Here is a 24,897-nt window from a genome sequence, read left to right as displayed (position 1 = left end):
CGCCTCACCACGTAGGACACGGTCTAAGAAGTGATCTTGCAGCTGAGGCCAGTGCGGCTGAACCGTAGGCTGCGTGTCATGGCGCGATTCGATGAGGTCATGACGACGTTCTGGGGTGACGGCGATTACGGCGTCCAACAGCTTCTGACGGACGAGATGGTGCGAGAAGCTGAGCGGGCGCTGGGCGTGACGCTGCCCTCGGCCCTGCTTGACCTTCTGCGGATCCAGAACGGCGGCATCGTGGCTGCTGAGCACGATGCGTTCCCCACCAGCCAGCCGACCTCGTGGAGCGAAGACCACGTCCCCTTCGAGAGCCTGATGGGCATCGGGCGACGCGACGGGATGACTTCGTTGCTCGACACCCCGTACTTGGTCGAGGAGTGGGGCATGCCAGCACCACTTGTGCTGCTCTCCGGCGACGGGCACTGCTGGATCGCGCTGGACTACCGAACCTGCGGGCGGGACGGCGAGCCCTCGGTCACATGGTTCGAGACCGACCTCGCCACGGAGCTCGTCCTGGCTGGTGACTTCTGCTCGTTCGTCGGTGGGCTCACCGCGGGCAGCACGTATGGTGACGGCCCCGCCTCGGGCGGGTCCGGTGATGCAGAGTGATCAGCCTCGGGTCAGGGATTCTCCTTCATTCGGTCGAGGCGGCGATGCGTCGTCGGTGAAGACGGGCATGCCGAGGTCGACCAGCTGAGGGCGTCCGTCGATGGGGATGTTTTTGAGGCTCTTGAGCTTGGCCATCGCAGCGTCGAAGCTGACCTGGAGTCCTTCGACCTCGCCGAGCCAGCCGTTCCCGCGGGCTTCGGTGATGCGCTCGCGGAGGTTCTGGATGATCTCGATGAGACGGGGCCGCTGGCGGGGGTCCATCTGGAGAACGGGGCAGCGAATGCAGGCGTGTTCGTGCTTGCAGGGGGTGCCATAGGGGCGCCCGCAGGTGCCGAGGGAGACCTTGCGGAGCTCGAAGTGCTGCTGGAAGTCGTGCCACTCCGCCGCGGTTGGCTCGCGATATTCCTCTTGGGGGCGCTCGGCCCGGCGCCGGTCGAGGAAGCCTCGGTAGGTGCGTACCAGGTCGTCCTGGAAGACGGCGAGGTATGCCTGGGTGGTGGTCAGTGTCTTGTGACCGAGGATGCGGGCTGCGATGTGAACGGGCAGTCCGCCGGTGACGGCCTCGGTCGCGAACATCCTTCGGAAGTCGTGGGGTGTGTAGCGCAGTGGCTCGCCGGCCTGGTCGCGGAGTCCGGTGGCCTCCAGGGTCCGGTCCAGGGCGCGCTTGATGCCGGCCTCGCTCATGACCTGCGGCTGCCAGTAGGGGCGGCGCTGGAACAGGTGCGGTAGCTGGGGGCCCGTGACGCGCTCGTGTGAGTCGTAGCGGGAGATCAGGGGGACTTTCCCGCCGTTGGCGTCGCGCAGACGCTTGATGATCGTGGCCAGGACGCTGGCCAGTTCGGGGCTGACCAGCAGTAGCCGTTCCTCGTTGCTCTTGGAGGGAACGATCTGGAGGAGCGGGACGACTTCGTTGGTGTCGGGCAGTTTGTAGGAGACCAGCGCGAGGTGGGTGAGCTCGGTCAGTTCTTCGGCGCGAACTCCGGTGTGCCGTAGCGTCTCGATGATCGCCCAGGCCCAGAAGGCGTCGTCCTCCACGAGGCTCTGGTTGATCCTTCGTTCGGTGCTGTCAACCTCCTTGATGAAGACATGCCGTGAGCCGTGATCGAGGCGGCTGGGCACCTGGTTCACCTTGGGAAGGATCCGCAGGTAGCGCGTCTCGCCGTGCTCGAAGGTCTCGTTGAACGGTGTGGCGCGGGCGGCCTCCAGCAGAGCGACGGCCTCTCGGTGTACTCGCTCGGCTGTCTCCAGCAGGACGGGAAGATGGGGCAGCCGCTCGCGGACTCGCTGGTGCATCCGGGAGGTGGTCTGCTTGTAGATCTTGTGGTTCCCGGCGCCGTCGCCCCGGGTGATCGGGCTTGGCACTGCCCACGGGACCCAGAACGGGTCGTCGTGGGCCCACTCCTGAATGTCGAGGTAGAAGCCGCGTACCCGCATCATGACGTCGATGCGCGAGCGGCGCTCTTTGACCTCTCCGCTCTTGTTGACGTAGGTGACCAGGCGTTGTTTCCAGCCGTCAATGACGTCGTCGGGCAGACGGAGGGTGTCGATGCCGGGGTGGTGCGCCTCAATGTCCGCCCAGAACACGCCGGCCAGTTCGCGTACCAATCCTCGGAAGGTGCCGTAGTCGATCCCGGGGCGGCGTTCTTCGAGGTAGCGGACGAGCAGGTTGCGGACCTGCGTGGACTGGATGTTGTAGGCGTCGACCAGCTCGGCGGTGGGCCGCTGCCCGTGCCGCAGTGCGTCCTTGAGGGTGTCTTTCGAGTCGATGACACCGGCGCCCCGCAGCAGGTCCCAGGCGCTGTGGGTGCCCACGTATGCCTCACCGGTCTCCCGTCGTCCGACGGCCCGCAGGTAGAAGACGTCCTCGGCGGTGAGCTGGGCGAGGTCCCGGCCCGTGTGCAGGATGATCGAGGAGATGACCCGCAGGCCCTCGTCGATGTGCCGGGGCGTCATGCCGAGGTCGGCGCCGAAGTCGCGCATTCGCTCCAGCTGACCGGCGGGAAACATCTGCTGGATGTCCTTGAAGAGCCGCATCACTTTGTAGCAGCGCAGGAAGACGTAGCGCGGGAGAACCACCCGGCTGATCAGCAGGCTGTTGAGGCCCATCATGAGCTCGTTGCGCCTAGATTCCTCGCAGCGAGGGTCGTGCTCGTTCAAGGCCAGGATCAGCTCTTTGCCCTGGTCGGCCCCGCCCGCAAGCCACCGTCCCTGCCACCCGTCTTCGGGGAAGGTCAGCAGCCAGTCGAGGATCTTGGCTGCCCCCGCGAGCCGGATGGTTCCGGGCCACATGCCGCGGCTGTACGTTCTCTGTGGCCAGAGCGGCGAGGTCGGCAGCAGGGCCAGGACCTCGTCTCGGGTGAGGTGGTCGTGTGGGCCGACGCGTTCCCTATCCGCTTTGAGCTCGTGCTCGATGAACAACGGCTTCGCCGGCGCGGGGCCGGTTCCCGCCCGGCGGACGGAGTTGGCTCGGCGGCCTCCTTGTAGCGTCACGCCTGGCCACCTCCGAACAGCACGGCCAGGTCGCTTGCCTCGTAACCGGTCGCGACGGCGGTCGGCACGGGGCGCTTCGCGCGTTCCTCACGGTCGGCGAGGTACTCCTGAACCCGGGCGATGACCTGTTCTTCTTCCTCGACGAGATACACGTCGGCGGTGGTGCTCAGGTTGGCGTGACCAAGGATGGTCTGCACGTCCCGCAGCGACAGCCGCTTGTCCCGGGACATCCGCAGCGCGGCAGTGTGCCGCAGGTCGTGCATCGACCAGTTCGTGCCCAACAGGGCGTTGGTCCGGCGGAAGACCGCGCGCAGGGCCTCGTAGGTCATCGGCTGGTAGGCCAGCCCGGCGCCGTGGTCACGACGCCGGAGTGTCCACCACAGCGGGGCCTGCGGGTCCAGCGGCGGGCCCTCGCTCTGGTAAAGCCGCAGCCAGATGAACGACTCCGGGCTGGAGGGAAGCCACTGCTCGGCCTGGGATCCTTTGCGTTCGACGCGTACGAGCTGGTCGCCCCAGTCGACGTCGACGCCCCGGACCCCGAGGAGCTCGGAGGCGCGGGCGGCGTTGCTGATGCCGAGCGCGAGGATCGCCCGGTCCCTGTTGGACCGCAGTGCCGCGAACAGCTCGTTCCACCGCTCGTCCGACATCTGCCGTGGGCGCCGACGTGGGACTTTGGGGTTGTAGCGCAGTCGGACCTCGCCGCCGTAGGGATCCAGCGGGTTGTGATGGGCGTGCGGGCGGCGCCTCGCGCTCCGGGCCAGCGGCACCGGGTTGACCAGCGGGCCGCTGCCCGACTCGATCCAGAATTCGTAGAAGCTGCGGAGTACGGCGTTACTGTGCCGGATCGTGCGCGGTTTGTAGAGGTCGTCCAGGTACGGCTTCTTCGTGATCGTGTTGGTGGTCCCCGCGGTCGCCGCCGAATGCGTCCGCGGGGACGTCCGAGGTTTCGTCGTGACCCTCAGCCACAGCACGAAGTCGCGCACCTCGGCGGACGTAGCCCGGTCCCATTCGATCTGGACCACGCGAAGCCATCGCCACCAGCGCAGGAGATCGAAGGCGTAGCTGCGGACGCTGCCCGGTCGGTTGTCCCGAGCGACGAAGTCGATCAGGAACCTGCGAATCGGCTCCACCGCTCTTCCCTCCTCGTCGAAGACCAGCCAAGGCACCGCCCCGGCTCCCACGGCTACCCGCCCCCATCGCGGCAGGCGGATCAACTGGATGTCACGAGATGCTGCGTCCAACTTCGTTGCGCTCCTTCGTCGCTCGGATGCGCAACGTCTACCGACTAGGCCATGCGGGGGATGCGCCCACATCCGGCGTGTCGTGCGGTAGTCCGGTCAACACCTCTGTGCCTGCCGCCCGCACAGCCGATGGCGATGTGGCTGGGGCCGGCGGGCAGGTCGGCGTAGGCGGCGAGGTTGGCGAGCAGCTCGCGGGCGCCGGGCGTTGCGAGGACGACGTCCTGGACGCGGGGGTTGAGGCCGTCGAGGTCGAGGATGTCTCGGGCGGCGGCCGGGTCGCGGAGCCGGTCGCGGACGTCTTCGATCCGGTCGGCGGCGGGCGGGACGGAAGAGCCGTCCTGGCCGGTGGGCAGGTGCAGGTAGCCGAACGAGGTGAGACGGATCGGGCGCAAGGGTGAGCCTCCTGCTCGGTGGTGAGGGGCGTGCGGAACACGCGGAGCGCCGTGCCTGGCCGGGAGGGGCGGGGCGCGGCGCTCCGGGGTGGGGGTTACCACGAGGAACTGGTCGGTGCGCAGGTCCATCTCGACCTGAGCTGGTGTGCCCTGGGCGCGTTGGGCGGCGGCGTATTCGTCGGCGGGCCAGGAGCCGCGGGGTGGCCGGCGGGGAACTCCTCCAGGACGGTGCGCTGTGCCGGGAGGGCGGTCGTCATTGCGGGTCGCCTTCCTCGTAGGCGTCGATCAGGTCGCTGATCGCGTCGGGGTTGGTGGCCTCGCCGACCCACCGGCCGGACACGGTGAAGACCGGGACCTGGTCGCGGTCGGCGTCGAAGACCGCCACGTAGGTGCCCCAGCGCTCCAGCACGAAGTCGTAGAGCACGGGGGCCGGGGCAGCCTGGAGGACCTCCAGGGCGTCGACGGTGAAGCGGGCCGGGGCCGTGGGGTCGTCGAGCTGGACGATGATGCCGGTGACGCGCAGCAGGTCGCCGGGCTGGATCTCGCGCAGGAGCACGTCGGCGATGCGCGGGTCGGCGGTGGTGCAGGCGTAGACGGTGTCGGGGGTGTCGGGGGTGTCGGGCGCGATGGCGTCCACGTCGGCGGGGGAGTGGATCAGGTCGAACGTCGCGGTGCCCCAGCCGCTGCCGGGGGCCGGGATCGCGTCGACGTAGCCGTCTATGGCGAGGTGCGTCTGGGGGTTCATCAGCGGGCCTCCGCCCGGGGAGGAAAGCGGGGTCGGGCAGGGCGCTTCTGCGCGAGCACCAGGAGCTCGCGGTTACGCCGCTGCTGTGCGTCGGTGAGCGGGCGGGCCTTGGCGCCGTGGCGGTGCCAGAGCGGGGAGGCGGGCGGCTCGGGGTAGGCGAGGGCACGGTCGACGTCGTGTTCGGTGCTGCTCATGAGGGCCTCCGTGTGGAGGGGACGTTCAGGCATGGTCCTTGCTCTTGCCGCTCTTGGGCGGGTCGGAGACGAACCGGGCCCTGGATCGGAAGGTGGCAGTCCGGGCACCCGTGCGCCCGTTCACCCCCGGCCGGGAGATCGGCCGGGGGTGAACGGGTGCGGGTGCGGACCGTCGGCGGCGCGGCTCACTCGCGGACCGCGGCCGCGAACTGCTCTTCCAGGTCCGCGCGGCCCTCGGGGTCGTCGGCCTGGTCGTGGTCGTCGGCCTCCTGGTCGACGTCGTCGGGGCCGCCGTGAACGGTGCACACCGTGTCGGGGTGCGGCCGGTCGCTGGTGTGCGCGTCGAGGAGGTCGGTCACCGAGTGCACGGGGTGCCAGGCGCGCGCGTCGCACTCGTCGTCGTACGGGCAGCACGTGAGGAGGTCGAAGCCGATGTCACCCTCGCCGTCGACGTCCGTGCGCAGGGCGAGCACGAGCCGGTCCTTGCCGAGGCGGATCTCGCCGACGCGGTCGCCGCCCGCCAGGTCGCTGCCTTCACGCCAGGTCCACAGCGGCAGCACGTCCGGGCCGAAGACGCGGCGCACCAGGAGCAGGGATCCGAGACCGTCGCCGCCGTCCCAGCCCATGTCGCGGCGGCGGGCGTCGCTGGCCCGCTTGAGGAGCGGCTCCAGGCGGTGGCTGTTGTCGGCGAAGACGACGTGGTCGAAGCCCTCGCCGCGCAGCTGCGGGAACGCGGTGACGGCGTCGGCGTGCTGGCGGCGTACGACGTCCTCGGGCACGGCGCGGTCCGGGTCGCGGACGGCCTGACGCCACACGCACACGTCGGCCGGGGTCGCCACGAGCAGCGCGACGACGGGTACACCGTGGGCGCGGGCGGCGTCGATCAGGCCCTTGCGGACGCGGGCGTCGGTGTTCGTGTCGCTGATGACCGTGGTGAGCCGCCGGGCCATGCGGGCCGCGAGGGCGGCGTGCATGACGGTGACCGCGGCCTCGGTGGAGGACTGGTCGCCGGCCCGGTCCGAGACCATCGCCCGGAAGGTGTCGAGCTCCAGGACCTGGGTGGCGGGCCAGCTGCTCGCCAGCGTGCTCTTGCCGCTGCCGCTCGCCCCGATCATCACGATGAGCGCCGGGTCGGGGATGGTCGTATCGAGCGGCTGCATGGTGCCGGTGAAGGTGGTCTTCATGCGCGTTCTCCTTGCGGGTGGAGGGTGGAGGTGGCCAGGTGCAGGCGCATCCCGGCGGAGTCGGCGACGAAGGCCGCGGCCTCTTCGATCGCGCAGGCGGCGGATTTGGCGTCCTCGCCGTCCAGCGGCGTGAGCGCGGCGGCGCGGGAGGCCATCGTCAGGAGCTGGTTGAGCGAGCCGAGGACGCCGTCCTGCGGGAAGGCTTCGTCGAACAGCTCGCGCAGCGCCCCGGCGAGGAACTCGGCGTCGACCGGACCGCCCAGTTCGTCCTCGATCTGCTGGACGGCGAGCTTCGCGATCCCGGCTGGAGCGCGTACGCGCTCCAGCCGGGTGCGAGCGGCGGCGGTCACCGGCGGTCGCCCTTGCGCAGGGTGATCCAGGTGGTGACCAGGGCGGCGGCCACGCCGATCAGGCGGTGGGCCGACTGGTCCAGCTCCATCAGCGCCGTGCCGGGCCCGGAGACGTCCTGGACCGGCTCGGGGTACTCGGTGCCCTCGCCGCCGGCCTTGCGTACGACGGTGGCGTGCTTGATGTAGCCGGTCTTGCCCGTCTTCTCGGCAAGCCACAGGAGCGGGTCGCGCCGGTCCAGGATTCCGTGGGTGATCGCGTTGATCGCGGCGCCGGTGAGGAGCGCGGCCGCGGGGACGCGGTAGCCGACGGTGCGGGTGACGGCGAGGGTGGAGGCGGGAGAAGGGCTGGGAACTCCTGGTCGCCGCCGGCGAAACCGGCTACGCGCCCAAGGCCCTGCACGAGATGCTCAAGCAGCTGCTCGGCGACGAGGCCACCCCGGCACCGCGCACGGTCGGCGGCCGGGGCCGGGGCCGCGGGGACGGGGATCGGTCCGGACGTCGGGTCGAGGCTGGCGTTGACGGCGGCGAACAGCTCCGCCGCGCCGCCGAAGCCCTCGAAGCCCTGCGGCACCGCGACGGCCAGGGTGACCGCAGGGTGGCCGGCGACCCGGGTGGTGGCCGGATCGGAGGCGAGCAGGGTGGCGGCGTCGATGATCTCCCCGGCGTTGTCGATGGCGTGCTGCGCGGACTCGGTGAGGGTCTGGCCCTTGTAGAGGTCGGGCAGGGTGCGCGCCCACCGCTGCGGATAGTGCGCGCCGCTCTCCACCGACGCGGACAGCTGGTCCAGCTTCGGGCGGCGGGCGGCGGTCGCGGCGCAGATCTTGTCGGTGAGTTCGTCGACCAGGCGCCACACCTTCATCGCCGTGGGCTTCTTGGGCCCGAGGCGGGTGTGCATCGTCCAGCCGGCGCCCGCGACCGGGGCGTCCTTCGGGTCGATCTTGATGTAGCCGGGGAAGAGGTAGGCGAGCTCCTCAGCGTCGGAGACGGTCATGCCGACGCGCCACTTCGCCTGGATCTTCATGGTGGCGGTGACGACGTCCTGTGTGGCGCGCAGGCCGCAGACGAGGTTGCGTACGCGCATCGCGCGGCCCTCTTCGGCGACCTTGTCGAGCATCTCCTTGACGTCGAAGGGGAGGGAGGCGGTCTCGTCGGTGATGATGACGATGCCGGGGATCTCGTGGTTGATCGGCAGCTTGTTGTCGGTCTTCTTCTCCCGCATCAGCTGCTGGTAGCCAGCCTTGCGGGCGGCGATGATCTCTCCGGCCATGCGGAGCATGAGCCGGGCTTCGTCCTCGGTGTGCGCGATCCAGTCGACGATCGGTGCGGAGGCGAGGCCCTCGGTGGCCCACGGGGTGATCCACGGGAGGGCGACGCCGCCGCCGGTGATGTCGATGGCCCAGATCAGCGCGTCGGGCATCCGGGCGAGCTGGCCGGTGACGACGCGCAGCGTGTTGGTCTTGCCCGCGTCGGTCTCGCCGATGAGGATGCCGCAGTCGTTGCAGAGGCTTCCCATGGCCGGCTGGCCGTTGCGGTGCAGGCCGAAGGGGAACCGCTCGGTCAGCGTCAGCTCGGAAAAGTCCTCCGGGTAGGGGATGTCCTCGCTGATGACGTCCTTGAGGGTGACCTCGACCAGGATCGTGCCGCGGTGGCTGCCGGGGAAGATCTCCACGCCGCAGCCGTCGGCCAGGCGCAGGTCGGCGGCGAACTTCGGGCCGTAGCCGTTGAGGTCGGCCGCGTCGGCGCCGCCGGAGGGGAGGTCGATCTCCACGGTGTAGCCGACCTTCTCGGGCCAGTGCATCACGTCCTTGCCGACGCAGTTCTCCAGCCGGGCGACGCGCTTCATGCGGTCTTCCCAATCGCGCAGGATGCCGACCGACTCGCGGCGCAGCTTGAGCAGGCGCTTACGCTCGGAGCGAGTGGGCTCCGAGCGGGTGGCACTCGCGTTCGCGGCGATGCCGACGGCGGCCAGGCCCAGGCCGGTGGCCCAGCCGGTGGAGGTGAGGGGCGCGGTCGCCAGCGCCCAGGACGCCCATCCGGCGGCAGTGATCCAGGACAGGGCGCGGGTGGTGAGGGTGCCGGCCGTGGTGCCCTCGCGCAGGTCGTGGACGGCTCCGGCGGCGGCCGCGCCCCCGAGGGTGACAGCTGCGGCCTGCCAGGGCAGCCCGGTGATCGGGGCGAGCATCACCATCGAGGCGGCGGTTTCGCTGGCGTATCCGAGGAAGGTGGTGTGGCCGCTGGGCAGCGACCAGTCCCAGTGACGCATGGACATAGGGAAGTTCTCCGTCCTGGTGAGGAAGGCGGGGCGGGGCAACAGCAGGGGAGCCGGTGGCCGGCCCCGGGTTCGGGGTCGGCCACCGGCTCCTGGTGGTGCGGGTCGTGCTCAGGTCCGCTTCGGTCAGCGGGGGGTGTTCCACATGGACTCGGCGGCCGGGCCCTTGCGGGGGTTGGTGTTGTGGCTGATTTCCAGGCGGTGGTCCTCGAGGAACAGCTTCGCGGCCATGTCGGCGTCGTCGGCCGCCGCCCGGATCATCTGGACCAGGGTGCCGAGCTCGTCGGTGACGCGGTCGTCGACCGGGTACAGGTCGCGGGTGCGCTGGTGCAGGGCCTCGATCGCGTCGGCCAGGGCGTTGAGCCCGTAGCCGATGCCCTGGTACTCGGAGCCGACCTGGAGCATGTGGACCGGGTCGAAGGTCCGGTAGAGCACGGCCATCAGGACACACCCGGATTCGATCCGGCCGGGCTGGAACATCGCGGCCTCGGACGCGGACGACCCGTTCGGGGTGACGTTCCACATCCACTCGTTCGTCCGAGGGGCGACGATCCGCTCGATGTCGAAGGCGTGGGCGAAGCGGAACAGGGCGACCATGTTCTCCGCACGGGAGGCGGCGTTGACCATCCGCTGGTACGCCTCGGTGAGCTTGGCGATGGCCCGCTTGCTGCACGGGTACTTCTGGTCGGAGTTGACGGCCATCTGCTGCACGGCCATCGCCGCGGCGCGGATGCCGTTGGGCAGGCCCGCGTACTCGGCGGCGACCTCCATCATGCTGGTCGGGCTGTAGCCGGTGTACGCGGAGTGCATCGCCCGCATGGCGAGGGCGAACTTGGAGTTGTTGCCGTCCAGCACGGTGGTGCCTGCGGCGAGTGAGGGGCCGGTCACGTCGGTGTCCTTCCGGGGGTCGGTGACGCTGAGGGTGAGCTGGTCCGCCTTGGCTTCCTTGTCGTGGCGGGCCCTGGAGCGGCGGAAGAAGAACCGCCAGATCCGTCCGGCGGTCCGGACGGGGAAGGCGAACCCGAAGATCGGGTCGCGGTGCTTGGTAAGCAGGCGCCAGGTGCCCCACAGGATGCCGAGCGGCAGGGTGAGGAGTCCGGCGAGCCCGGCGAGAAAACCGGCTCCGGCGCAGCGGGCCCAGTGTCCGAGCTTGCGGGCGGCGATCCGGCGCATCCGGTACAGGCGGCCCGTCACCGGCCCGGCCTTGGTGCCGGAACCGCTGGAGCCGCCGGCGGTACCGCCCCCCTTGTTCTTCTTGGAGCGACGGAGCTTGCCCGCCCAGCCGCGCATCTTCTGCATCGCGCGCCCAAGGCGGGACTTCGCCGGGGTGGTGCTGCCGGTGCTGCCGGACCCGGAGCCGTTGGAGCCGCCGGAGGAACCGGTGCCCGCGCCGCTGTTGGTGCGGCGCATCTTGTTGCCCCAGCCCTTGAGGGTCTGCCACGCCTTCCCGGTGCGGGACTGCTGACCGGCGCCGGACTTCCCTCCCGGGCTGTTCTTCCCGCTGCCGGTGCCCTTGGGGGTGTTGGCGCTGGGGCTGGTGCCGTTGCCCTGGCCGCCGTTTCCGCGGCCGCCTTTGCCAAGCAGTCCGCCCAGGCCGCGCCCGTTCTTCCCGGACCCGCCGCTGCCGGCGCCGTGGCCGGAACCGCCGCCCGCGGCGTGGCGGCCGCCGGAGCGCTTGCCGCCGCCGGGGCCGGTGGAACCGGGGCCGTTCATCCGCCCGCCCCCGTTGTTCATCCGGCCGCTGCGGTTGTTCATCTTGCCGCCGCCGCCCGCACCGCTGCCTCCCCGGCCTCGACCACCGCCGCGCCCAAGCAGACCGCCCTTGCCCGCGCCCCCTCCGGCCCGGCCGGAGCCGCCTCCGGAGCGGTTCGCGGCGGCGTTCTTGCGGGCGGCGGAGACCTTCGAGCGCTTCTTCCACCCGGCGAGCGCGGCAGCGGCGACGGCCACTCCGGCCGCGCCAGCTGCGATGAGTCCGGGCACTCCGGCCACGCCGTAGGCAATGCCCGTAGCGATTCCGGTTGCGTTCGTTCCGTGGACGATGAGCGGCAGCGCCTGGGGGCGGCCGCGGCTGGTCTTCTTCTTCTCCGGGGCCGGGTCGGTGGCCTCCGAGGGCTCGGTGACGACGGTGTACTCGTCGGTGTCCGCGCCCTCGGCGGTGGTGGCCTCCGGGGGCGCGGTCGCGGTGTCTGCCACGACGGATCTCCTCACATTGCGTAGCGGAGAGGAGAGGCGAGGCGACGCGAGGTGAGGGCAGAGACCCCCTGTCACCCCCGGTTGGAGGGCTCAACAGGGGGCTGGGAGAGGGTTTCACCCTCGCCTCGCCTCGCMTCGCCTCGCCTCGCCGCTACTTTCCGTAAACGGCGGGGTCGCGGGTGCAAAGGGTGCTTTCCGGGCCGTAGGTCGGCCTGGTCCGTGCTGGTGGAGCGGGTGAAGCGGTCGGCCTGGCGGCCGCGGCCGGCCCCCGCAGCGCGCTGCCCGGCGGTGTGCCGGGCAGACGGTGCGAGGGACGACCGTGGGGGCCAGGAGGACCCTCGGATCTGATTCCGTTTCAGGCTGCTGCCTGCTCCGGAGCCTCGTTGCCGCCGCCCTTGAGGAGCTCGACGGCGCGGGTCTTGCGGTCCTGCGCGGAGCCGGTGGAGATGCCCAGTTCGTCGGCGATGACGCGGACGGTGACCGCGCTCTCGCCCCGGGCCTCGATCATCGCGACAACCCGGTGCACGTCCCAGTCGACCTGCGACATCCGGGCCAGGGCCGCGGCCTCGACCGCACGGGCCTCATGTTCAGCGGCCCGCGCCCGGTGCTCCGCCGCCTCCTCGACCGCAGCCGCCTCCCGGGCCTTCGAGGCGGCGATCTCCTCCTTGTCGCGCTGCTCCTGCCGGGTCGTGTTCAGGGTCGCGGCGCGGTGTTCAGCCTCCTTCCGATCGTGTTCAGCGGCCTCTTCGAGGGCCTTCTTGGTGGCGGCCTCGGCTGCGGCCCGGCGCTGCTCCTGCTCGGCGATGCCGGCCTTGCGGGCGAGCTCGTCGCGCTGGGCGCGGGCGGCGGCGTCGGCCTGGATGCGGCGCTCGGCCTCGGTGGCCTCGGTGGCCATCTGCTGCTTCTCCAGACCCCAGCTGGCCTGCACCTTCTCCCGGTCGATCTGGGCGAGGGTGCGCCGCTTCTCGGTCTCGTCGGAGAGCTCCTGGGCCTCGGCGGCGGCCTGGTCCTCGGCAAGCTTGAGCGCGTGCTGACGCTTGGCTTCGCGCAGTTGAGCATCGGCCTCGGCGCGCTGAATCTCCGCCTGAGCCTCGCGCTCCGCTTCGGCTCGGGCGATCTTCAGCTGACCCTCGGAGCGGATCTTGTCGACCTCTGCCTGAATGCGAGCGGCCCCGAGTTGAACATCGGCCTTGACTCGCTGAACTTCGGCTGCGGTCCGCTGAAAGGCCGCGTCCGCGAGACGCGTGGCCTCGCGGACTTCCTCCATCAGCGGGACCGCCAGGGCCTCGTCGACTGAAAGCCCGACCTTGGCGAGTTGAAAGGGGGCCAGCTCCTCCTGAACGGCCTTCCGGCGCCAGCGGCGGGTCTGGTACTTCGAGGCGAGGCGCTGCTCGTAGACCATCCACTCCTTGTGGTGGGCGAGCGCGACCTCGTAGTCGGTGATCTCGTCCTGCCGCATCAGCTTCCAGATCCGCCACGTCGTCCGCGGCTGGCACAGCCACCGCGTCAGGCGGATCTTGCCCATGCGGCGCGCGCCGTGGACCTCGCCGATGTGGGCCGCGTACAGGTGCGCGGCGATCTCGGAGAAGATCACCCACAGGGCGGCAAGGCCGGCGTGGCCGACCTGCGCGGGCAGGGTGTTGGCGGCCTCCCAGTTGAGGTAGATCGTCAGGACCGTGCCGCCGCGGGGCACCCACTTGATCCACCACAGCGGGCGGCGGGCGCGGATCAGCAGCAGGTTGACGATGCCGAAGGCGAGGATGGACAGGTCGATGCCGACCGGCAGCAGCCACGGGTCTTCCCAGCCCCAGCCGCCCTGGGAGGCCGGCAGCGCGGCCTTGTCGTACAGGGCGCCGAAGCTGCTGTAGAGACCGAGCACGGCGACGCCGGTGCCGAGCAGGACGCCGAAGACGGCGAGCCACAGCTCCCACTTCGCGTAGCCGCGCTCCTGCTCCTCCTCCGATTCGTCGTCGTCGTGCGCGGGGTCCTGGTCGTGGTCGTCGGGGTGGTCGGCCGGGCCGGTGACGTCCCAGGCGCGCGGGTCGTCGTCGCCGTCCGGGCGGATCACATCGGGCTTGCGGAAGTCGACGGCGGTCATGTGCTGGTCTCCGGGTCGTCGGTCGAGGTGAACGGGGTGAGGGCCAGGCCCACACACAGCCGGACCAGGCCGAAAACGGCGAGGCCGACGGTCAGGTGCAGGCAGGTGGGCCACAGGCCGTTCGTGAACAGGTCGAACAGGGCAAGGACGGTGGCGACCAGCGCGGTGAGCGTGGCCAGCAGCGCCGTGAGCGGGCTGTGCGCCACGTACGTGTCGTCCGTCGTCTTGTCGGGGGCCGGGGTCGTGGTCGTCGTACTCACCGGGCACCCCCGCTGGTAGCGTTGGCCATGCGAATCGCTCCTTGTCAGCGGATCGCGAGAACAAAGGAGAGGCCCCCTGGACGGGGCCTCTCTTCCTTTGCCGAGCCATCTCCGGCTCTCCGGCTCCGCCACGGCCTGGTCGGTCGTGGCGGAGCGGGAGAACCGCCGGCCCCGGCGCGGAGGTGGACTCCGGCCGGGGCCGCGGCGGATGGTTCAGGACTTCGCCTTACCGTCGCGGTGCTCCTGGAGGTACTGGGCGAGCTGGATCTTCACGCTCGCCATGCCGGTGTAGGCGTTCATCGCCGCCCACACGCCGTGGTTCTCCTCGGCACGCAGGAGCAGGTCGTACGCCTCGACGACCAGGTCGTCAGGCTTGGCGTCGATGCGGCGCAGCGGGCTGATCATGCGGGCAAACATCCCGGCCATGAAGGACTCCTTCGAGGTATGGCTCCTGGACTGTCACCAGGAGCAGGACGCGGTTCAACAGGACGGCCCGGGGAGCGGGCCGCCGATGTGCGGTGGTGCTGCGGAGCGGGCGGCGAGTTGGCCGGCGCTCCCGCCGGGCAGGAAACGTCGGTCGGTAGGGCCGTCTGCGTGGGGCAGTTGGTCAGGGCCGGGTGGGGAGCGCGCTGCTGTCCTGCCCGAGGTGCTGGCGCAGCCAGGCGACGGCGGCCGGGGTCATCGCCCCGGTGTCCGGCTCGCGGAGCGGCGCGGTGTCGATGTCGTGCATCGCGTCCGTCGCCGGGAGCGGACGCGTGTAGTCGGGGTCGATCCCGGCGCGGTAGCTGAGACTGCCCAGCTCGGTCAGGTCGTAGAGGACCTTGCCGGTGTCGGCGTGCGTCCAGGACCGCTCCACCCGGCCGACGAACGTGTGACCGGGAAGCCCGAGCCAGTACTTTTCGACGTCACGGACCAGAACCAGGTCGCCCTTGACGTAGTCGGTCTTCGGCTGAACGCCCTGCTTCTGCGGCTGCTGTGCCATTGGAGTCCTTCCATCAGCGGGACCTGATGTGGGTGAGGTAGGCAGCCTGGAGCCGGGTGAGCGCCTCATCGAGCCGGGCACCGTCCGGGCACCGGGCGGTGCGGCCGCTGGTGTCGACAACCGAACGCGTGCACGTGCTACAGGCCTTGTCGTGGGTGGCGAGGGCGCGGGCGGCGGCCTGGTAGCGCGGGTAGAGGTCGCGCGGCAGGGTCATGCGGCGCGCTTGCGGGCGGCGCGGCGCTTCATCCGGCGCCGTTCGTCCTCGTCGGTGCCGCCCCACACGCCGTGCTCCTGGCCGTGCGTCAGCGCCCACTGGAGGCAGGTCTCCATGACGGGGCAGCGGCGGCAGACGGCCTTGGCCTCTTCGATCTGGAGCAGGGCCAGTCCCGTGGTGCCGGTCGGGAAAAACATGTCCGGGTCCTCGTCCTGGCAGGCGGAGTCGGTCCGCCAGTCGGTGTGGACCGGCAGGTCGGCGGAGGGGGCGTAGGTGGTGCGTACGATGGAACGCTGCATTGGTGCCTCTCAGAAGGTCCGTGCAAAAGACAGCCCCAGGGGCGCAATCCCTGGGGCTGTTTGCGTGTCTGCGGCCAGGCGGCCGGAGCGCGGGTGAGCTCCCCGGCGCTCTCCGCCGGCCCCGCCCGTGTGGGCGCGGGGACGACGGGCAATGCCTGGAGATCAGCGGCGGTTGGCTTCCGAGCGGCGATTCTGTTCCGCGTTCTTGCGCGAGAGTTCAGCGCGCTCCTCGTCGGTCAGGCTGATGACGGCGTTCACCGAGTCACCCCCATCTCCGCGAGGGTGCGGCGGGCGCGGCGGCCGACCAGCGCGGCCCGCGCGTCTCCGTCGGTCACCAGGTGGCGGACCAGCTGGTGGAACTGGTCGGTCTCGTCGCGCTCCGGGCCGCGGCGGTTGTCCTCGTCCTCCATGTCGTCGTAGAGGCTGCTCGCGGGGGCGGGGATGGTGCGTGTCATGCTGTGCATGCGTAGGTCCTCACATTCAGGGTGGGTTCCTGCGAAGACGAACCCCCGGGGGTGCATCCCTGGGGCTGTCGTCGTGTTGGCGGGTCGTACGACCGGCCACGACCAGCGGCCACCCCCTTGGTGTAGTAGGGGGTGGCCGCTGATCGTGGGCGTCCGTCCGGGGCCGTCTGGTCAGGCGGCGGCGTACTCGGGGCGGCATCCGGAGCGGATCGTCCGGCGCAGCCGGGCGGCGTGGGGGAGAAGGACGTCGACCAGGCGCTCGCGGACGCGGGCGGTGATGGTCGGGTCGGCGGCGAGGATGTCGCGGCGGGCGTCGACGCGGGCGGCGATCTCCGCGCCGTGCGCGAGGGCGAGCTCGTGGCGGCGGTCGGGCGGGACGGCCAGGACTGCGGCCGCGTACCGGCGCATCTCCCGGGCGGTGCCCGCGGGCTCGTACATCGCCAGCGGCGTACCGAAGGCGGCGTCGAGGTCGACCTCGGCGTCGTCGAGGTCGACGGGGAGCGGGACGTCGAGCTCGTCCAGGAGCGCGAGCGTCTCGGCGTCGACCACCTCGCCGCTGCTGTGCCGATGGGACGTCAGGGTCAAGGTGGCGGGCATCGGGACCTCCAGGGTGCGGTGAGTGGGCAGGGACGGGAGCAGACGGCCCCGGCCCCCGCGCGGTGCGGGAGCCGAGGCCGGGGCCGGGGCGGTTGTGCGGGTCAGGCCGCGAGAGCGGGCTTGCGGCGGCGGGCGCCGAAGACGGGCTTGCAGCGGGCGGTGTACGCGACGGCGGTCTCGCCCGGGGCCGGGGTGGGCAGCGTGGCCCGGACCGCGGCCACCAGCTCGGTGTGCGTGGACTGGTCGTCCGGGGTCAGGGGGCGGCGCCAGAGCGTGGCCAGGTGCGTGTAAACGGCGCGGGCAAGGTGCTCGTCGAGGACGTCGCTCGCGGAACGGTCCGGGGCGGCGTCGGCCAGGACGCGGAGGGTGCCGGCGGCCAGGGCACGAACGGAACTGGCGTCCCGGGCGTTCTGCCGGGGCATGGCCGGCAGGGCGCCGGCGGGGCCGTCGACGGCCCGACCACGCGTGGTGGGGGTCGCGCCGGCGGGAACCGCGCGGGCGGCGTCGGCCTGGCGGGCGGCGGGAACTACACGTTCCCACTGCGCTCGCCGGTCGGCGGGGCGCTCCTGCGGCCGGGCCACCTTGAGGGTCTGGACGGTGGCGCGGCGGTGACGGGTCAGATCGACCGAGAGGCGCTCCTCGCGCGCCCACTCCTCGTACTGGCGGCTCCAGGTGTCCGCGCTGACGTCGACATCAACGAGTCGGTTGCTGGAGCTGCAGCGGATCGCGTCGGCGACGCCAGCCTTCCCCTTGTGGTGCGGGACGAGCTTGAGCAAGTAGGTGCCGCGGTTAGGGGTCACGGCCACCCAGGTGTCGCAGGCCGGGCAGACCAGCGAGATGCGGCGCTTCTGGGTGGACTCGACCCGCCGCATGTCGATGTGGCCGGGCGACAGGGTCGACAAGGCGATCGGGGCGAGGGGGCTGACGCGGGAGGTACGGGTGCGGCCCCGGCGCTTGGCGGCCGTGGGCATGGCGAGCTCGGGCATGGCGACTCCTCGGCAGGAGAAGGGGAGGGGTGTACGCGGGGCGGATGCCTTCTCCACCCACCAGGCCCACGAGCCAACGGCCGGGGTCCCGGCGGATAGACAGCGCATCAGCGCTGAAGTCGTGCAGCAGTTCCGCCGGCCTGGGGGGTTTGGTCTTAGCTACCGCCTCCGGCCACCTGCCCACCTCCGAAGAGACGAGCTGCGGAACTGCGATGGTGCAGTGGTACGTCCAGCAGGGCGGCTTCTTGCCGCTCCGCCAACCTTGCTTGCTTACCTAACTTAGCTGATAAAGTTGGGTGGGTGTCAAGCACTTGGTTGAGGAAGCTATGGAAGCTAGCTAAGACGAGGGGGTCGATCTACGATGTCGCTCATGAGCAACGAGGCCGTGCAGCCGTACCAGCGAATCGTTCAGGATGTCCGCGACAAGATCCGCTCCGGTCGCCTGACCCCTGGGACGAAGCTGCCGAGCACGCGGGAGCTCGTAGAGGAGTACGGCGTCGCAGCTGGGACCGTCCAGCGAGCCCTGACCGAGCTGCGCACGGCGGGCCTCATCTACTCCCACCAGGGCCGCGGCTCTTTCGTCACCAACGCTGCCCCCGCCGGCGAGGACCCGACCGCTCGATCTATCAAGGCACTTGAGGAGCAGGTCGCCGATCTCACAGCACGTCTCGAACGGATCGAGAAGGGCCGAGGCGACTGACGTCGTTCCTCGCGTGCCGTTCTGCATGTTCGTCCCTCCCTGGCCGGTCCGACTTCGTTAGCAAAGTTGTAGGCCCGACCACGGAGCTGGTTCTAGGTCTGACATGTGTCCAGCCGCTGGACACACCGATAGGAGACATGGAGGGGGATCAGCGTGGGGCAGAAGCCGAACGTTCTGACCCCGGAGGCATCGCCCCTGGACCGCTTCGGCTACACAGTGCGAGACCTCCGCGAGCGGCGCGGTCTCAGCCTGCGGGGCCTCGCGGAAGCCACCTTCTTCTCGTACTCCAAGCTGTGGAAATGGGAGAACGCGAAGCGCGCTCCGAGGCACCGCTCCGAGGTCGAGGAGTTGGACCGTGTGCTCAACGCGCACGGCCTTTTGATCGAGCTGTGGAAGCGCATCGCCTCGGATGATTCCCCTCGGGATCATGTGTCCGTTTCAGGGCTCCATGTGTCCGAATCATCCGTTGACCTGGCCATTGCCGCGTCCCAGCGGGCAACGTCGGACGATGAGGGGATCTTTGTCCCCGCTCGTCTACGGGATGGATCGGTGGTTTTCGTGGCGCTGGATCGACGCGCGATGCTGCGTGGCGGACCGCCACGCCCTCATGGAGCTCCAGACGCAGTACGCGGAGTTCACCTCATGGCTCTACCAGGACCTGGGCGACTTCAACAACGCGCAGTTCTGGCTCGACCGAGCGTTCCAGTGGAGCCACACGGTCGGAGACGGTGACCTGACCTCGTACGTGATGGCCCGCAAGGCGCAGCTCGCCGGTGAGATGCGCGACCTGGTCGACGTCGTCGACCTCGCCGAAGCTGCGCAGCGCATGGCGCGGCCCCGCAGTCGGCTGGCCGCCGTCGCCCGGACCTACGAGTCGTACGGACACGCGTTGCGCGGTGAGCCGGTCGACAGCGAGCGCGCAATCGATGATGTGCGCAACGCTCTCGATCGCGTCTCTGGCGACACGACTCCCTGGGGCGTGTGGCTGAACGAGCAGTACGTGGAGGTGCACCGGGCGCAGGGCTTGGAGGTACTGGGCAAGCACGCGGAGGCCGCCGAGGTCTTCACCAACGCCATCAAGGCATTGCCCGACGGATACCACCGCGACCGCGGTGTCTATATGGCTCGGGCCGCCGTGGCTCACGCCGGTGCCGACGCGCCCGACCAGGCCGCTACGGTCGGTCTCCAGGCCCTGAGTATCGCCAACGACACGGGCTCGGGCCGGATCGTCCGAGAGCTCGCGCGTCTCGACAAGGCTCTGGTGCCCTGGCAGCGACAGCCCGAGGTCGCGGAGTTCCGCGCGCACTTCGACGGCACGCTCGCTCACCAATTCTGATCAGAACGGATCACGCCACCTATGACCACACGTCCGTACGTCATCCTCTCCGCCGCTATGTCAGTCGACGGCTACCTGGATGACGCCAGCCTCGAGCGACTGTTGCTTTCCAACGCCGACGACTTCGACCGCGTGGACGAAGTCCGGGCCTCCTGCGACGCGATCCTGATCGGCGCGACGACCATGCGGAAGGACAACCCGAGGCTGCTGGTCAACTCCGAGAAGCGCCGCACGAAGCGGATCGCAGAGGGCCGCTCTGAGTACCCGCTGAAGGTGACGGTGACCGCCTCCGGCAACCTCGACGCGGACCTGAAGTTCTGGCACTTCGGCGGTCAGAAGCTGGTCTTCACGGTCGACTCCGCCGTGGACAAAGTGAAGGCGACGCTCGCGGACCTCGCGGACGTGGTCAACGTCGGCCCCAAGCTGGACTGGGGCCTGCTCCTCGACGAACTGGGTCGCCGCGGCGTCGGCCGTGCCCCCCGGCCACCGGGGCGTACTCGGTGGGCGCGGTCATCGTCGCCGAGGACGGCACCGAGCTCGCGGCCGGCTACTCCCGAGAGACCGATCCGCGTGAGCACGCGGAGGAGGCAGCCCTCGCAAAGGTCCCAGCAGGCGATCCACGGCTGTCCACGGCAACGATCTACTCGTCCCTGGAGCCGTGCTCCCAACGGAGCGCGGACCGTACTCCGTGCGCGCAACGGATCCTCGAGGCCGGGATCCCGCGCGTCGTCATCGCCTGGCGCGAGCCGTCCTTGTTCGTTGCCGACTGTGTCGGAGTCGAGCTCTTGGTCGGTGCTGGCGTGACGGTGGTTGAACTGCCCGAGCTCGCAGATGCTGCTCAAATGCCGAACCGTCACCTGGGTGACGGCAACACCAGGTAATCCACGCTCACCCGCGCAGGGGTGAGTCAACTGCAAGGCCACTCAAAGGCAAACGGAGGGAGGTAGTCGTGCAGACCGATCCTCGTAGGCGAGTCCGCGAGGCGCGTACCGCGGTGTACCGGCTGTACGACGCCGAAGAGCGCCTTCTGTATGTCGGCATCACCATGGCCCTGAAGCAGCGCTTCGCCGATCACCAGCGCCAGAAGTTCTGGTGGCACCTGGTGCAGAGAAGAGACGTCAGGTGGTACGACGACCGCGCTGCCGCCGAAGCTGTCGAAGCTGAAGCGATTCGGACAGAGAGCCCCAAGTACGACGGCACCAGCCGCATTGCCGACTGGGTCCATGCCCGCCACCTACGCCCGAAGGATCCGTTCTGGCGGCCAGTCGCAGAGTCAGTTCTCGCGCGTATTCAGGATGGAACCTACCCAGTGGGTAGTCCACTGCCGTCGCCGCGAGCACTTGCGTCGCTCTATGAGGTCTCGGAATCGTCCACGGGATACGCCCTCTCCGTGCTCTACAGCGCTCGGGTCGTTGGACCTCGTCCCCAGCACGTGGTCCGTCCCTTCTCAGACCACAGGCCGCTGAGGGGACCTGATGCCCCGGCCGCAGATGAACACGACAAGGACGGTCTGCCTTCCAGCTACAAGGCCGGACTTCACTCGCCAGCGCGCAGCACTCTTCTCGCGGCAACGACGCCTGCCACCCAGAGATCAAGTGGTGTATCTTTTCGGGAAACGTTGAATGAGATGGAGGCTGTGATGTCGGATCCACTGCGTCGAGACGATGCCCTAGTGGATGCCGACACGCTGCCCCCACCTCACGTTCGGCAGCAATTGCGCATCGCCGCGAATCTCACCCAGGAGGAAGTCGCCGAGGCCCTCGGCGTCAAGCGGCTCGCCGTCGTGCGATGGGAAGCCGGCCGTACGCAGCCCCACCGCAGCAACCGACTGCGGTACGCGGAGTTCCTTCGCAACCTGGCCAAGGAGCACCCGACCGTTGCCCAGGGAGGTCCGCGTGAGGACTGACCTCGGTCCCGGTTTCGGGTACGCCGACTCCGCCTCTGTTGTCGAGGGGGTCGGCGTGACGTAACCGCCATGGCCGCGCTGCTTCGGCGGACTAACCATCCGCTCGGCCGCGCCGGCCTCGGTCTGACCGGACTCACTGTCCAGGTCAACGCTCAGTCCCGGTCTCTACCCGGTCCTGAGCTTCGGCTCATCGAGCCAGATTCACCAATCACACCACCGGCCACTAACCACGGCCACCACAGCCGCGCAGCACCCGCTGTGCGTATCCCGCGAGACCCCCACCACAGGGGCTTCGCGATCGACCACCAAGAGAGGAGAAGTTCTCCAGTCCCGGTTGGTGCACGTCCCGCTCCTCACAGAGCGGGCGCACCCACCTACCTGCTGAAACATCCATCCGGCGATACGCCGGAAGATACAGAGAGGCGGACGTCCTCATAGTGCCCGATCTAGTGTCCCCTGAAAAGTCGAGCCCTGCCCGTTTCGGGGCACTTCGCAACTTTAGTGATTTTCATGTGTCGAAACTGGCGTCCCCTATTCGACATTTCGCGGCTTTTGGGCAAGAAGCGGCTCTTCCCGTAGGAAGCCACAACCCGGCCGGGTTTGCCTGGTCGGTGCCCGTCCGCGTCCGCAACTCCGTCGACGGGAGCGTCCCCGAGGGGGTCGTCCCGTGTGGCGGGACGCGATCCGAAGTTTCTGCCCGCCGTGCGGAAACGCGGAGGGTAATTCGCGCTGAGCGGACGCTGTCCACAGGTCGTCCGGTCCAGGCTGCCGAGATGATCACCTGCACCGCTGTACTCACAGCCACGTTTCGCCTTCCGGCCGCTGCGGGTGCTCGATGAGCGCCGTGGCGGCGTCGGCCGCTGTACTGCCGCGCTCCCGCACGGTGTCCGTCGGCGGGGCCTCGCACCGGCGACTTCGGTCGGTGCCGGCGCAGGCCGGGCCGGCTCCGGAGCGGGCTTCGGGTCGTCCGCTGTCACTCGGTCGCGACGCGCGTGCGCGTCTGGGTGGTGCGGTGCGCTCTCTCCTTGATGCGGCGGGCCTTGACGGTGCGTCGGACGCGGTGCGTCTGGCGGTGCTGGTGCTGGCGTCGCGGACGCCGTCGGAGAACGGTGTGGTGAAGATCCGTACCTCGGAGCTCGGCCGGTGGTTGGGGATGTCGGCGTCGTACACGGCATCTGAGGTGCTGTCGGGGCTGCGCCGCTCGGGTGTGGTGTCGGTGGAGACAGAGAAGGGCCAGTACTGCGAGGACATCGGTCTGGAGTGCAAGGTGCTGCCTCTGTGGGCGGCGCAGGATGTCATCGGGCACCCGCTGAATCTGGCGAAGAAGGAGTACGCGACGCTGCAGCGGCTGATGGAGGCCGTGATGGCGCCGGGCTGGAAGCACAAGGATGGCCGGGTCACTCCGGCCGGGCTGATCGGTACGCGTACCGGTCGGGGAGCTGCGACGGATCGTCTGGCGCTGCTGCTGCTGGTGCTGGAGGCGCGGGAGACCGGGCGGGTGCGGCAGTGCGGCGGGATCGTGGACACCCGGCGGGGCCGGGCCGCGGCGACGGTGGCGCGGCTGCTGGGCTGCTCGGCGTCGGCGGGGGAGCGGGTGCTGGAGCGTCTGGAGGCCCGGGAGTTGGTGGTGCGGGTGCGGCTGCGGACGGCGTCGAAGATGGCGCACCGGTCGCGGCTGATGGTGCCGGCGGTCGCTGCCGCGCACGGTCGTACGGTCGCCGACGATGTCCAGGAGGACCGTGCGGAGGACCTGGAGCCCGATTTTTCAGACCCCGACGTTGCGGCAGGGCCTAGTGAGGCTCCAGGGGCGGAGGAGGAACCGCAGGTCAGTAGCGTGTCGGTGACGGATGAGCCGGATGTTGCAGACCCCGACGTTGCGGCAGCCCTTCACACTGACCACCCTCACCTGGTTACTCCCGTCGTTGGTCTCTCGCTCGCTGGTGGCTTTTCCGGCAAAGGCCGCGGAGCTGATGGCCGTCGGCCGGGACGCGCGTGCGCGGGCGAGGACCAGGCCGTCGACGGCGGTGACGCCGGTGCCGGTTCGACGTCTCCGGTGGCGGCGGTCGGCCCGCTTCGCGGTGAAAAGCCCAAGGAGTCACCGGTCGACGAGCAGGAGCAGGCAGGCGGCGTCGCCGCTGGTGCTGGTGCCCGGCTGACGGTCGTGGGTGGTCGAAAGACGCGGCAGCAGGGGCGGCAGGAGCTTCCGGCCGATCTTGACCTGCGGATGGCTCTGGCGCCGGTGTCCTGGTTGTGGCAGGGGCTGAACCGCTGGCAGCAGGACCGCGTCGTGGAGGCCGCGAAGGCGGAGCTCACGCAGCTGCGCCAGGTGCTGGAGTGGTCGGGGCAGGCCCCGTCGGTGCTGGCCGCCCGGCTGACGTCCCGGCTTGAGGAGACCGGCGGCGAGGCCCTGATCGCCCGCCCGTTCGGCTGGATCACCCACCGCGGGCTGGTGCGCCGGCCGTCGTGCTCGGACGTGCGGTGCGACGACGGCGTCCGGCTCGACACCGGCGCCGACTGCGACAACTGCGCCAACATCCTGCACTCGCGGCGGGCGTGGCGGGTGCGAATCGCGGCCGAGGTCGACCAGGAGCTGCCCGGCCTGGAGACGGACGCCCGGTACCGGGAGATCGAGGCCCGGATGCGCCGTCACGCCGAGGCCGAGGCCGCCGACTTCGTGGCCCGGCAGGCCGACGCCCAGCAGCGGGCGGAGCGGCGCGCGGCGGCCCGCGCCGAGGCCGAGGCGCAGGCCGCCATCGAGCGGGAGCGGGCGGCGGCTGAGGCTGCGGCCCGGCAGGCCGTGGCGTGCGAGGACTGCGGCCGGGAGCGGTCGGCCGGGCTGTGCGAGGCGTGCGACCACCGGCGCCAGACCGAGGTCCTGATCGGCGAGGCCGGTCTCCTCGCGGCCACCTGGTCGGCCGACCCGACCGACCAGGTCGCCGTCGCGGCCGTCGCCGCCGAGGTCCGTACGGCCATCGAGGGCGCCATCGCCGCCTCGTGGGTCCAGTTCCAGCAGATCACCGACCCGGCCGCCCTGGAAGCAGCCGGCCTCGACGCCGTCGAGGACGCCGCCGCGCACAACGCCATGCTGACCGCCGAGAGCGCGGCCGCAGAGTACCGGCACGAGGCCCTGGTGATGCTCGGCCGCAGCGAGGACGCCCAGGCCGAGGCCCGCAAGGCGTACGCCACCGAGCTCGCCAAGCCCTGGTTCCAGGCGCTGCCCGACAGCGACGACGCCCAGCGTGCCGCGACCGAGGCCGCCGCGAAGGCGCAGACCCGCACCGCCGAGCACCTGCTCGCCGTGCGGCTGGAGCAGCTGCATACCCAGGCCCGCCCCACCCCGGTCCGGCCCGCGCCGTGGACCCAGCGCCTGCCCGACCTCGCCGCC

Annotated in this window: 24 protein-coding genes and 2 pseudogenes; 8 read left to right on the top strand and 18 right to left on the bottom strand. The window is 70.3% G+C overall.

All coding sequences use genetic code 11. The features are described 5' to 3' along the window. Positions 1 to 78: 78 nt before the first annotated feature. On the top strand, positions 79 to 612 hold the full coding sequence (locus EAO77_RS00335) for an SMI1/KNR4 family protein (protein ID WP_147986125.1): 534 nt from the start codon (positions 79 to 81) through the stop codon (positions 610 to 612). On the opposite strand, the gene EAO77_RS00330 is transcribed toward EAO77_RS00335, so the two are convergent. From EAO77_RS00330 to EAO77_RS00240, 18 genes are all read right to left on the bottom strand, one after another. Further along, positions 613 to 2,901 (bottom strand): tyrosine-type recombinase/integrase, encoded by a 2,289-nt coding sequence (locus tag EAO77_RS00330; protein WP_261993735.1) that lies wholly within the window; start codon positions 2,899 to 2,901, stop codon positions 613 to 615. Positions 2,902 to 3,098: 197 nt separating this feature from the next. Beyond that, the gene (locus tag EAO77_RS00325) at positions 3,099 to 4,343 is read right to left on the bottom strand and encodes a tyrosine-type recombinase/integrase (RefSeq protein ID WP_261993734.1); all 1,245 of its coding nucleotides are present in this window, start codon (positions 4,341 to 4,343) and stop codon (positions 3,099 to 3,101) included. A gap of 44 nt (positions 4,344 to 4,387) precedes the next feature. Beyond that, positions 4,388 to 4,735 carry a hypothetical protein gene (locus EAO77_RS00320; protein ID WP_261993736.1) on the bottom strand — a complete coding sequence of 116 codons (348 nt, stop codon included), beginning with the start codon at positions 4,733 to 4,735 and terminating at the stop codon, positions 4,388 to 4,390. 253 nt (positions 4,736 to 4,988) lie between these two features. After that, positions 4,989 to 5,480, bottom strand: a complete 492-nt coding sequence (locus EAO77_RS00315) for a hypothetical protein (RefSeq protein WP_147986124.1) — start codon at positions 5,478 to 5,480, stop codon at positions 4,989 to 4,991. Continuing rightward, complete coding sequence (locus tag EAO77_RS00310) at positions 5,480 to 5,674, bottom strand: hypothetical protein (protein ID WP_147986123.1); 195 nt, start codon at positions 5,672 to 5,674, stop codon at positions 5,480 to 5,482. Before EAO77_RS00310 ends, EAO77_RS00315 begins: the two co-directional genes overlap by 1 nt. A 185-nt stretch (positions 5,675 to 5,859) precedes the next feature. Then, on the bottom strand, positions 5,860 to 6,858 hold the full coding sequence (locus EAO77_RS00305) for an ATP-binding protein (RefSeq protein WP_147986122.1): 999 nt from the start codon (positions 6,856 to 6,858) through the stop codon (positions 5,860 to 5,862). Beyond that, positions 6,855 to 7,208 carry a hypothetical protein gene (locus EAO77_RS00300; protein ID WP_147986121.1) on the bottom strand — a complete coding sequence of 118 codons (354 nt, stop codon included), beginning with the start codon at positions 7,206 to 7,208 and terminating at the stop codon, positions 6,855 to 6,857. The genes EAO77_RS00305 and EAO77_RS00300 overlap by 4 nt, the downstream gene beginning before the upstream one ends. Positions 7,209 to 7,296: 88 nt before the next feature. After that, complete coding sequence (locus EAO77_RS00290) at positions 7,297 to 9,477, bottom strand: DNA translocase FtsK (RefSeq protein WP_261993733.1); 2,181 nt, start codon at positions 9,475 to 9,477, stop codon at positions 7,297 to 7,299. Between the two features lie 126 nt (positions 9,478 to 9,603). After that, positions 9,604 to 11,670, bottom strand: coding sequence for a hypothetical protein (locus EAO77_RS39650; protein ID WP_147986120.1), 2,067 nt, complete (start codon positions 11,668 to 11,670; stop codon positions 9,604 to 9,606). Between the two features lie 355 nt (positions 11,671 to 12,025). After that, positions 12,026 to 13,768, bottom strand: coding sequence for a DUF2637 domain-containing protein (locus tag EAO77_RS00280; RefSeq protein WP_147986119.1), 1,743 nt, complete (start codon positions 13,766 to 13,768; stop codon positions 12,026 to 12,028). Further along, entirely contained in the window at positions 13,765 to 14,028 is a 264-nt protein-coding gene (locus EAO77_RS00275; protein WP_261993732.1) for a hypothetical protein, read from the bottom strand. The genes EAO77_RS00280 and EAO77_RS00275 overlap by 4 nt, the downstream gene beginning before the upstream one ends. A 213-nt stretch (positions 14,029 to 14,241) precedes the next feature. Further along, positions 14,242 to 14,454, bottom strand: coding sequence for a hypothetical protein (locus tag EAO77_RS00270; protein ID WP_147986118.1), 213 nt, complete (start codon positions 14,452 to 14,454; stop codon positions 14,242 to 14,244). A 181-nt stretch (positions 14,455 to 14,635) separates the two neighbouring features. Then, positions 14,636 to 15,010 carry a hypothetical protein gene (locus tag EAO77_RS00265; RefSeq protein WP_147986117.1) on the bottom strand — a complete coding sequence of 125 codons (375 nt, stop codon included), beginning with the start codon at positions 15,008 to 15,010 and terminating at the stop codon, positions 14,636 to 14,638. Between the two features lie 13 nt (positions 15,011 to 15,023). Next, on the bottom strand, positions 15,024 to 15,224 hold the full coding sequence (locus EAO77_RS00260) for a hypothetical protein (RefSeq protein ID WP_261993731.1): 201 nt from the start codon (positions 15,222 to 15,224) through the stop codon (positions 15,024 to 15,026). Continuing rightward, positions 15,221 to 15,523: a WhiB family transcriptional regulator gene (locus EAO77_RS00255; RefSeq protein WP_147986116.1), complete on the bottom strand. Its 303-nt coding sequence runs from the start codon at positions 15,521 to 15,523 to the stop codon at positions 15,221 to 15,223. The genes EAO77_RS00260 and EAO77_RS00255 overlap by 4 nt, the downstream gene beginning before the upstream one ends. Before the next feature lie 254 nt (positions 15,524 to 15,777). Further along, positions 15,778 to 15,987: a hypothetical protein gene (locus EAO77_RS00250; protein WP_147986115.1), complete on the bottom strand. Its 210-nt coding sequence runs from the start codon at positions 15,985 to 15,987 to the stop codon at positions 15,778 to 15,780. Between the two features lie 171 nt (positions 15,988 to 16,158). Continuing rightward, complete coding sequence (locus EAO77_RS00245; RefSeq protein WP_147986114.1) at positions 16,159 to 16,584, bottom strand: hypothetical protein; 426 nt, start codon at positions 16,582 to 16,584, stop codon at positions 16,159 to 16,161. A gap of 101 nt (positions 16,585 to 16,685) precedes the next feature. Next, positions 16,686 to 17,570, bottom strand: coding sequence for a hypothetical protein (locus EAO77_RS00240; protein WP_261993730.1), 885 nt, complete (start codon positions 17,568 to 17,570; stop codon positions 16,686 to 16,688). Positions 17,571 to 17,940: 370 nt separating this feature from the next. Between EAO77_RS00240 and EAO77_RS00235 the strand changes: the two genes are divergently transcribed. The 7 genes and pseudogenes from EAO77_RS00235 to EAO77_RS39635 form a co-directional block, all read left to right on the top strand. After that, a complete protein-coding gene (locus EAO77_RS00235) occupies positions 17,941 to 18,270 on the top strand; it encodes a GntR family transcriptional regulator (RefSeq protein ID WP_187283068.1) in 330 nt (109 codons plus the stop codon). Positions 18,271 to 18,423: 153 nt separating this feature from the next. Continuing rightward, positions 18,424 to 18,597 (top strand): annotated as a pseudogene (locus EAO77_RS40995) (helix-turn-helix domain-containing protein); the annotation flags it as partial. A gap of 214 nt (positions 18,598 to 18,811) precedes the next feature. Next, complete coding sequence (locus EAO77_RS00230; RefSeq protein WP_261993729.1) at positions 18,812 to 19,606, top strand: DNA-binding protein; 795 nt, start codon at positions 18,812 to 18,814, stop codon at positions 19,604 to 19,606. 21 nt (positions 19,607 to 19,627) lie between these two features. Next, positions 19,628 to 20,017 (top strand): annotated as a pseudogene (locus tag EAO77_RS40990) (RibD family protein); the annotation flags it as partial. Positions 20,018 to 20,106: 89 nt separating this feature from the next. Next, entirely contained in the window at positions 20,107 to 20,487 is a 381-nt protein-coding gene (locus EAO77_RS40985) for a deaminase (RefSeq protein ID WP_315986065.1), read from the top strand. A gap of 68 nt (positions 20,488 to 20,555) precedes the next feature. Beyond that, entirely contained in the window at positions 20,556 to 21,512 is a 957-nt protein-coding gene (locus EAO77_RS00215; protein WP_147986112.1) for a helix-turn-helix domain-containing protein, read from the top strand. A 1,012-nt stretch (positions 21,513 to 22,524) separates the two neighbouring features. Continuing rightward, positions 22,525 to 24,897 (top strand): hypothetical protein (locus EAO77_RS39635; RefSeq protein WP_261993728.1); only part of this gene is annotated, 2,373 nt, incomplete at its 3' end.

Source organism: Streptomyces sp. T39, from assembly GCF_008042045.1.
Lineage (GTDB): Bacteria > Actinomycetota > Actinomycetes > Streptomycetales > Streptomycetaceae > Streptomyces.
Note: the sequence above shows the minus strand (reverse complement) of the source record. Positions and strands in the feature narration are given on the sequence as shown.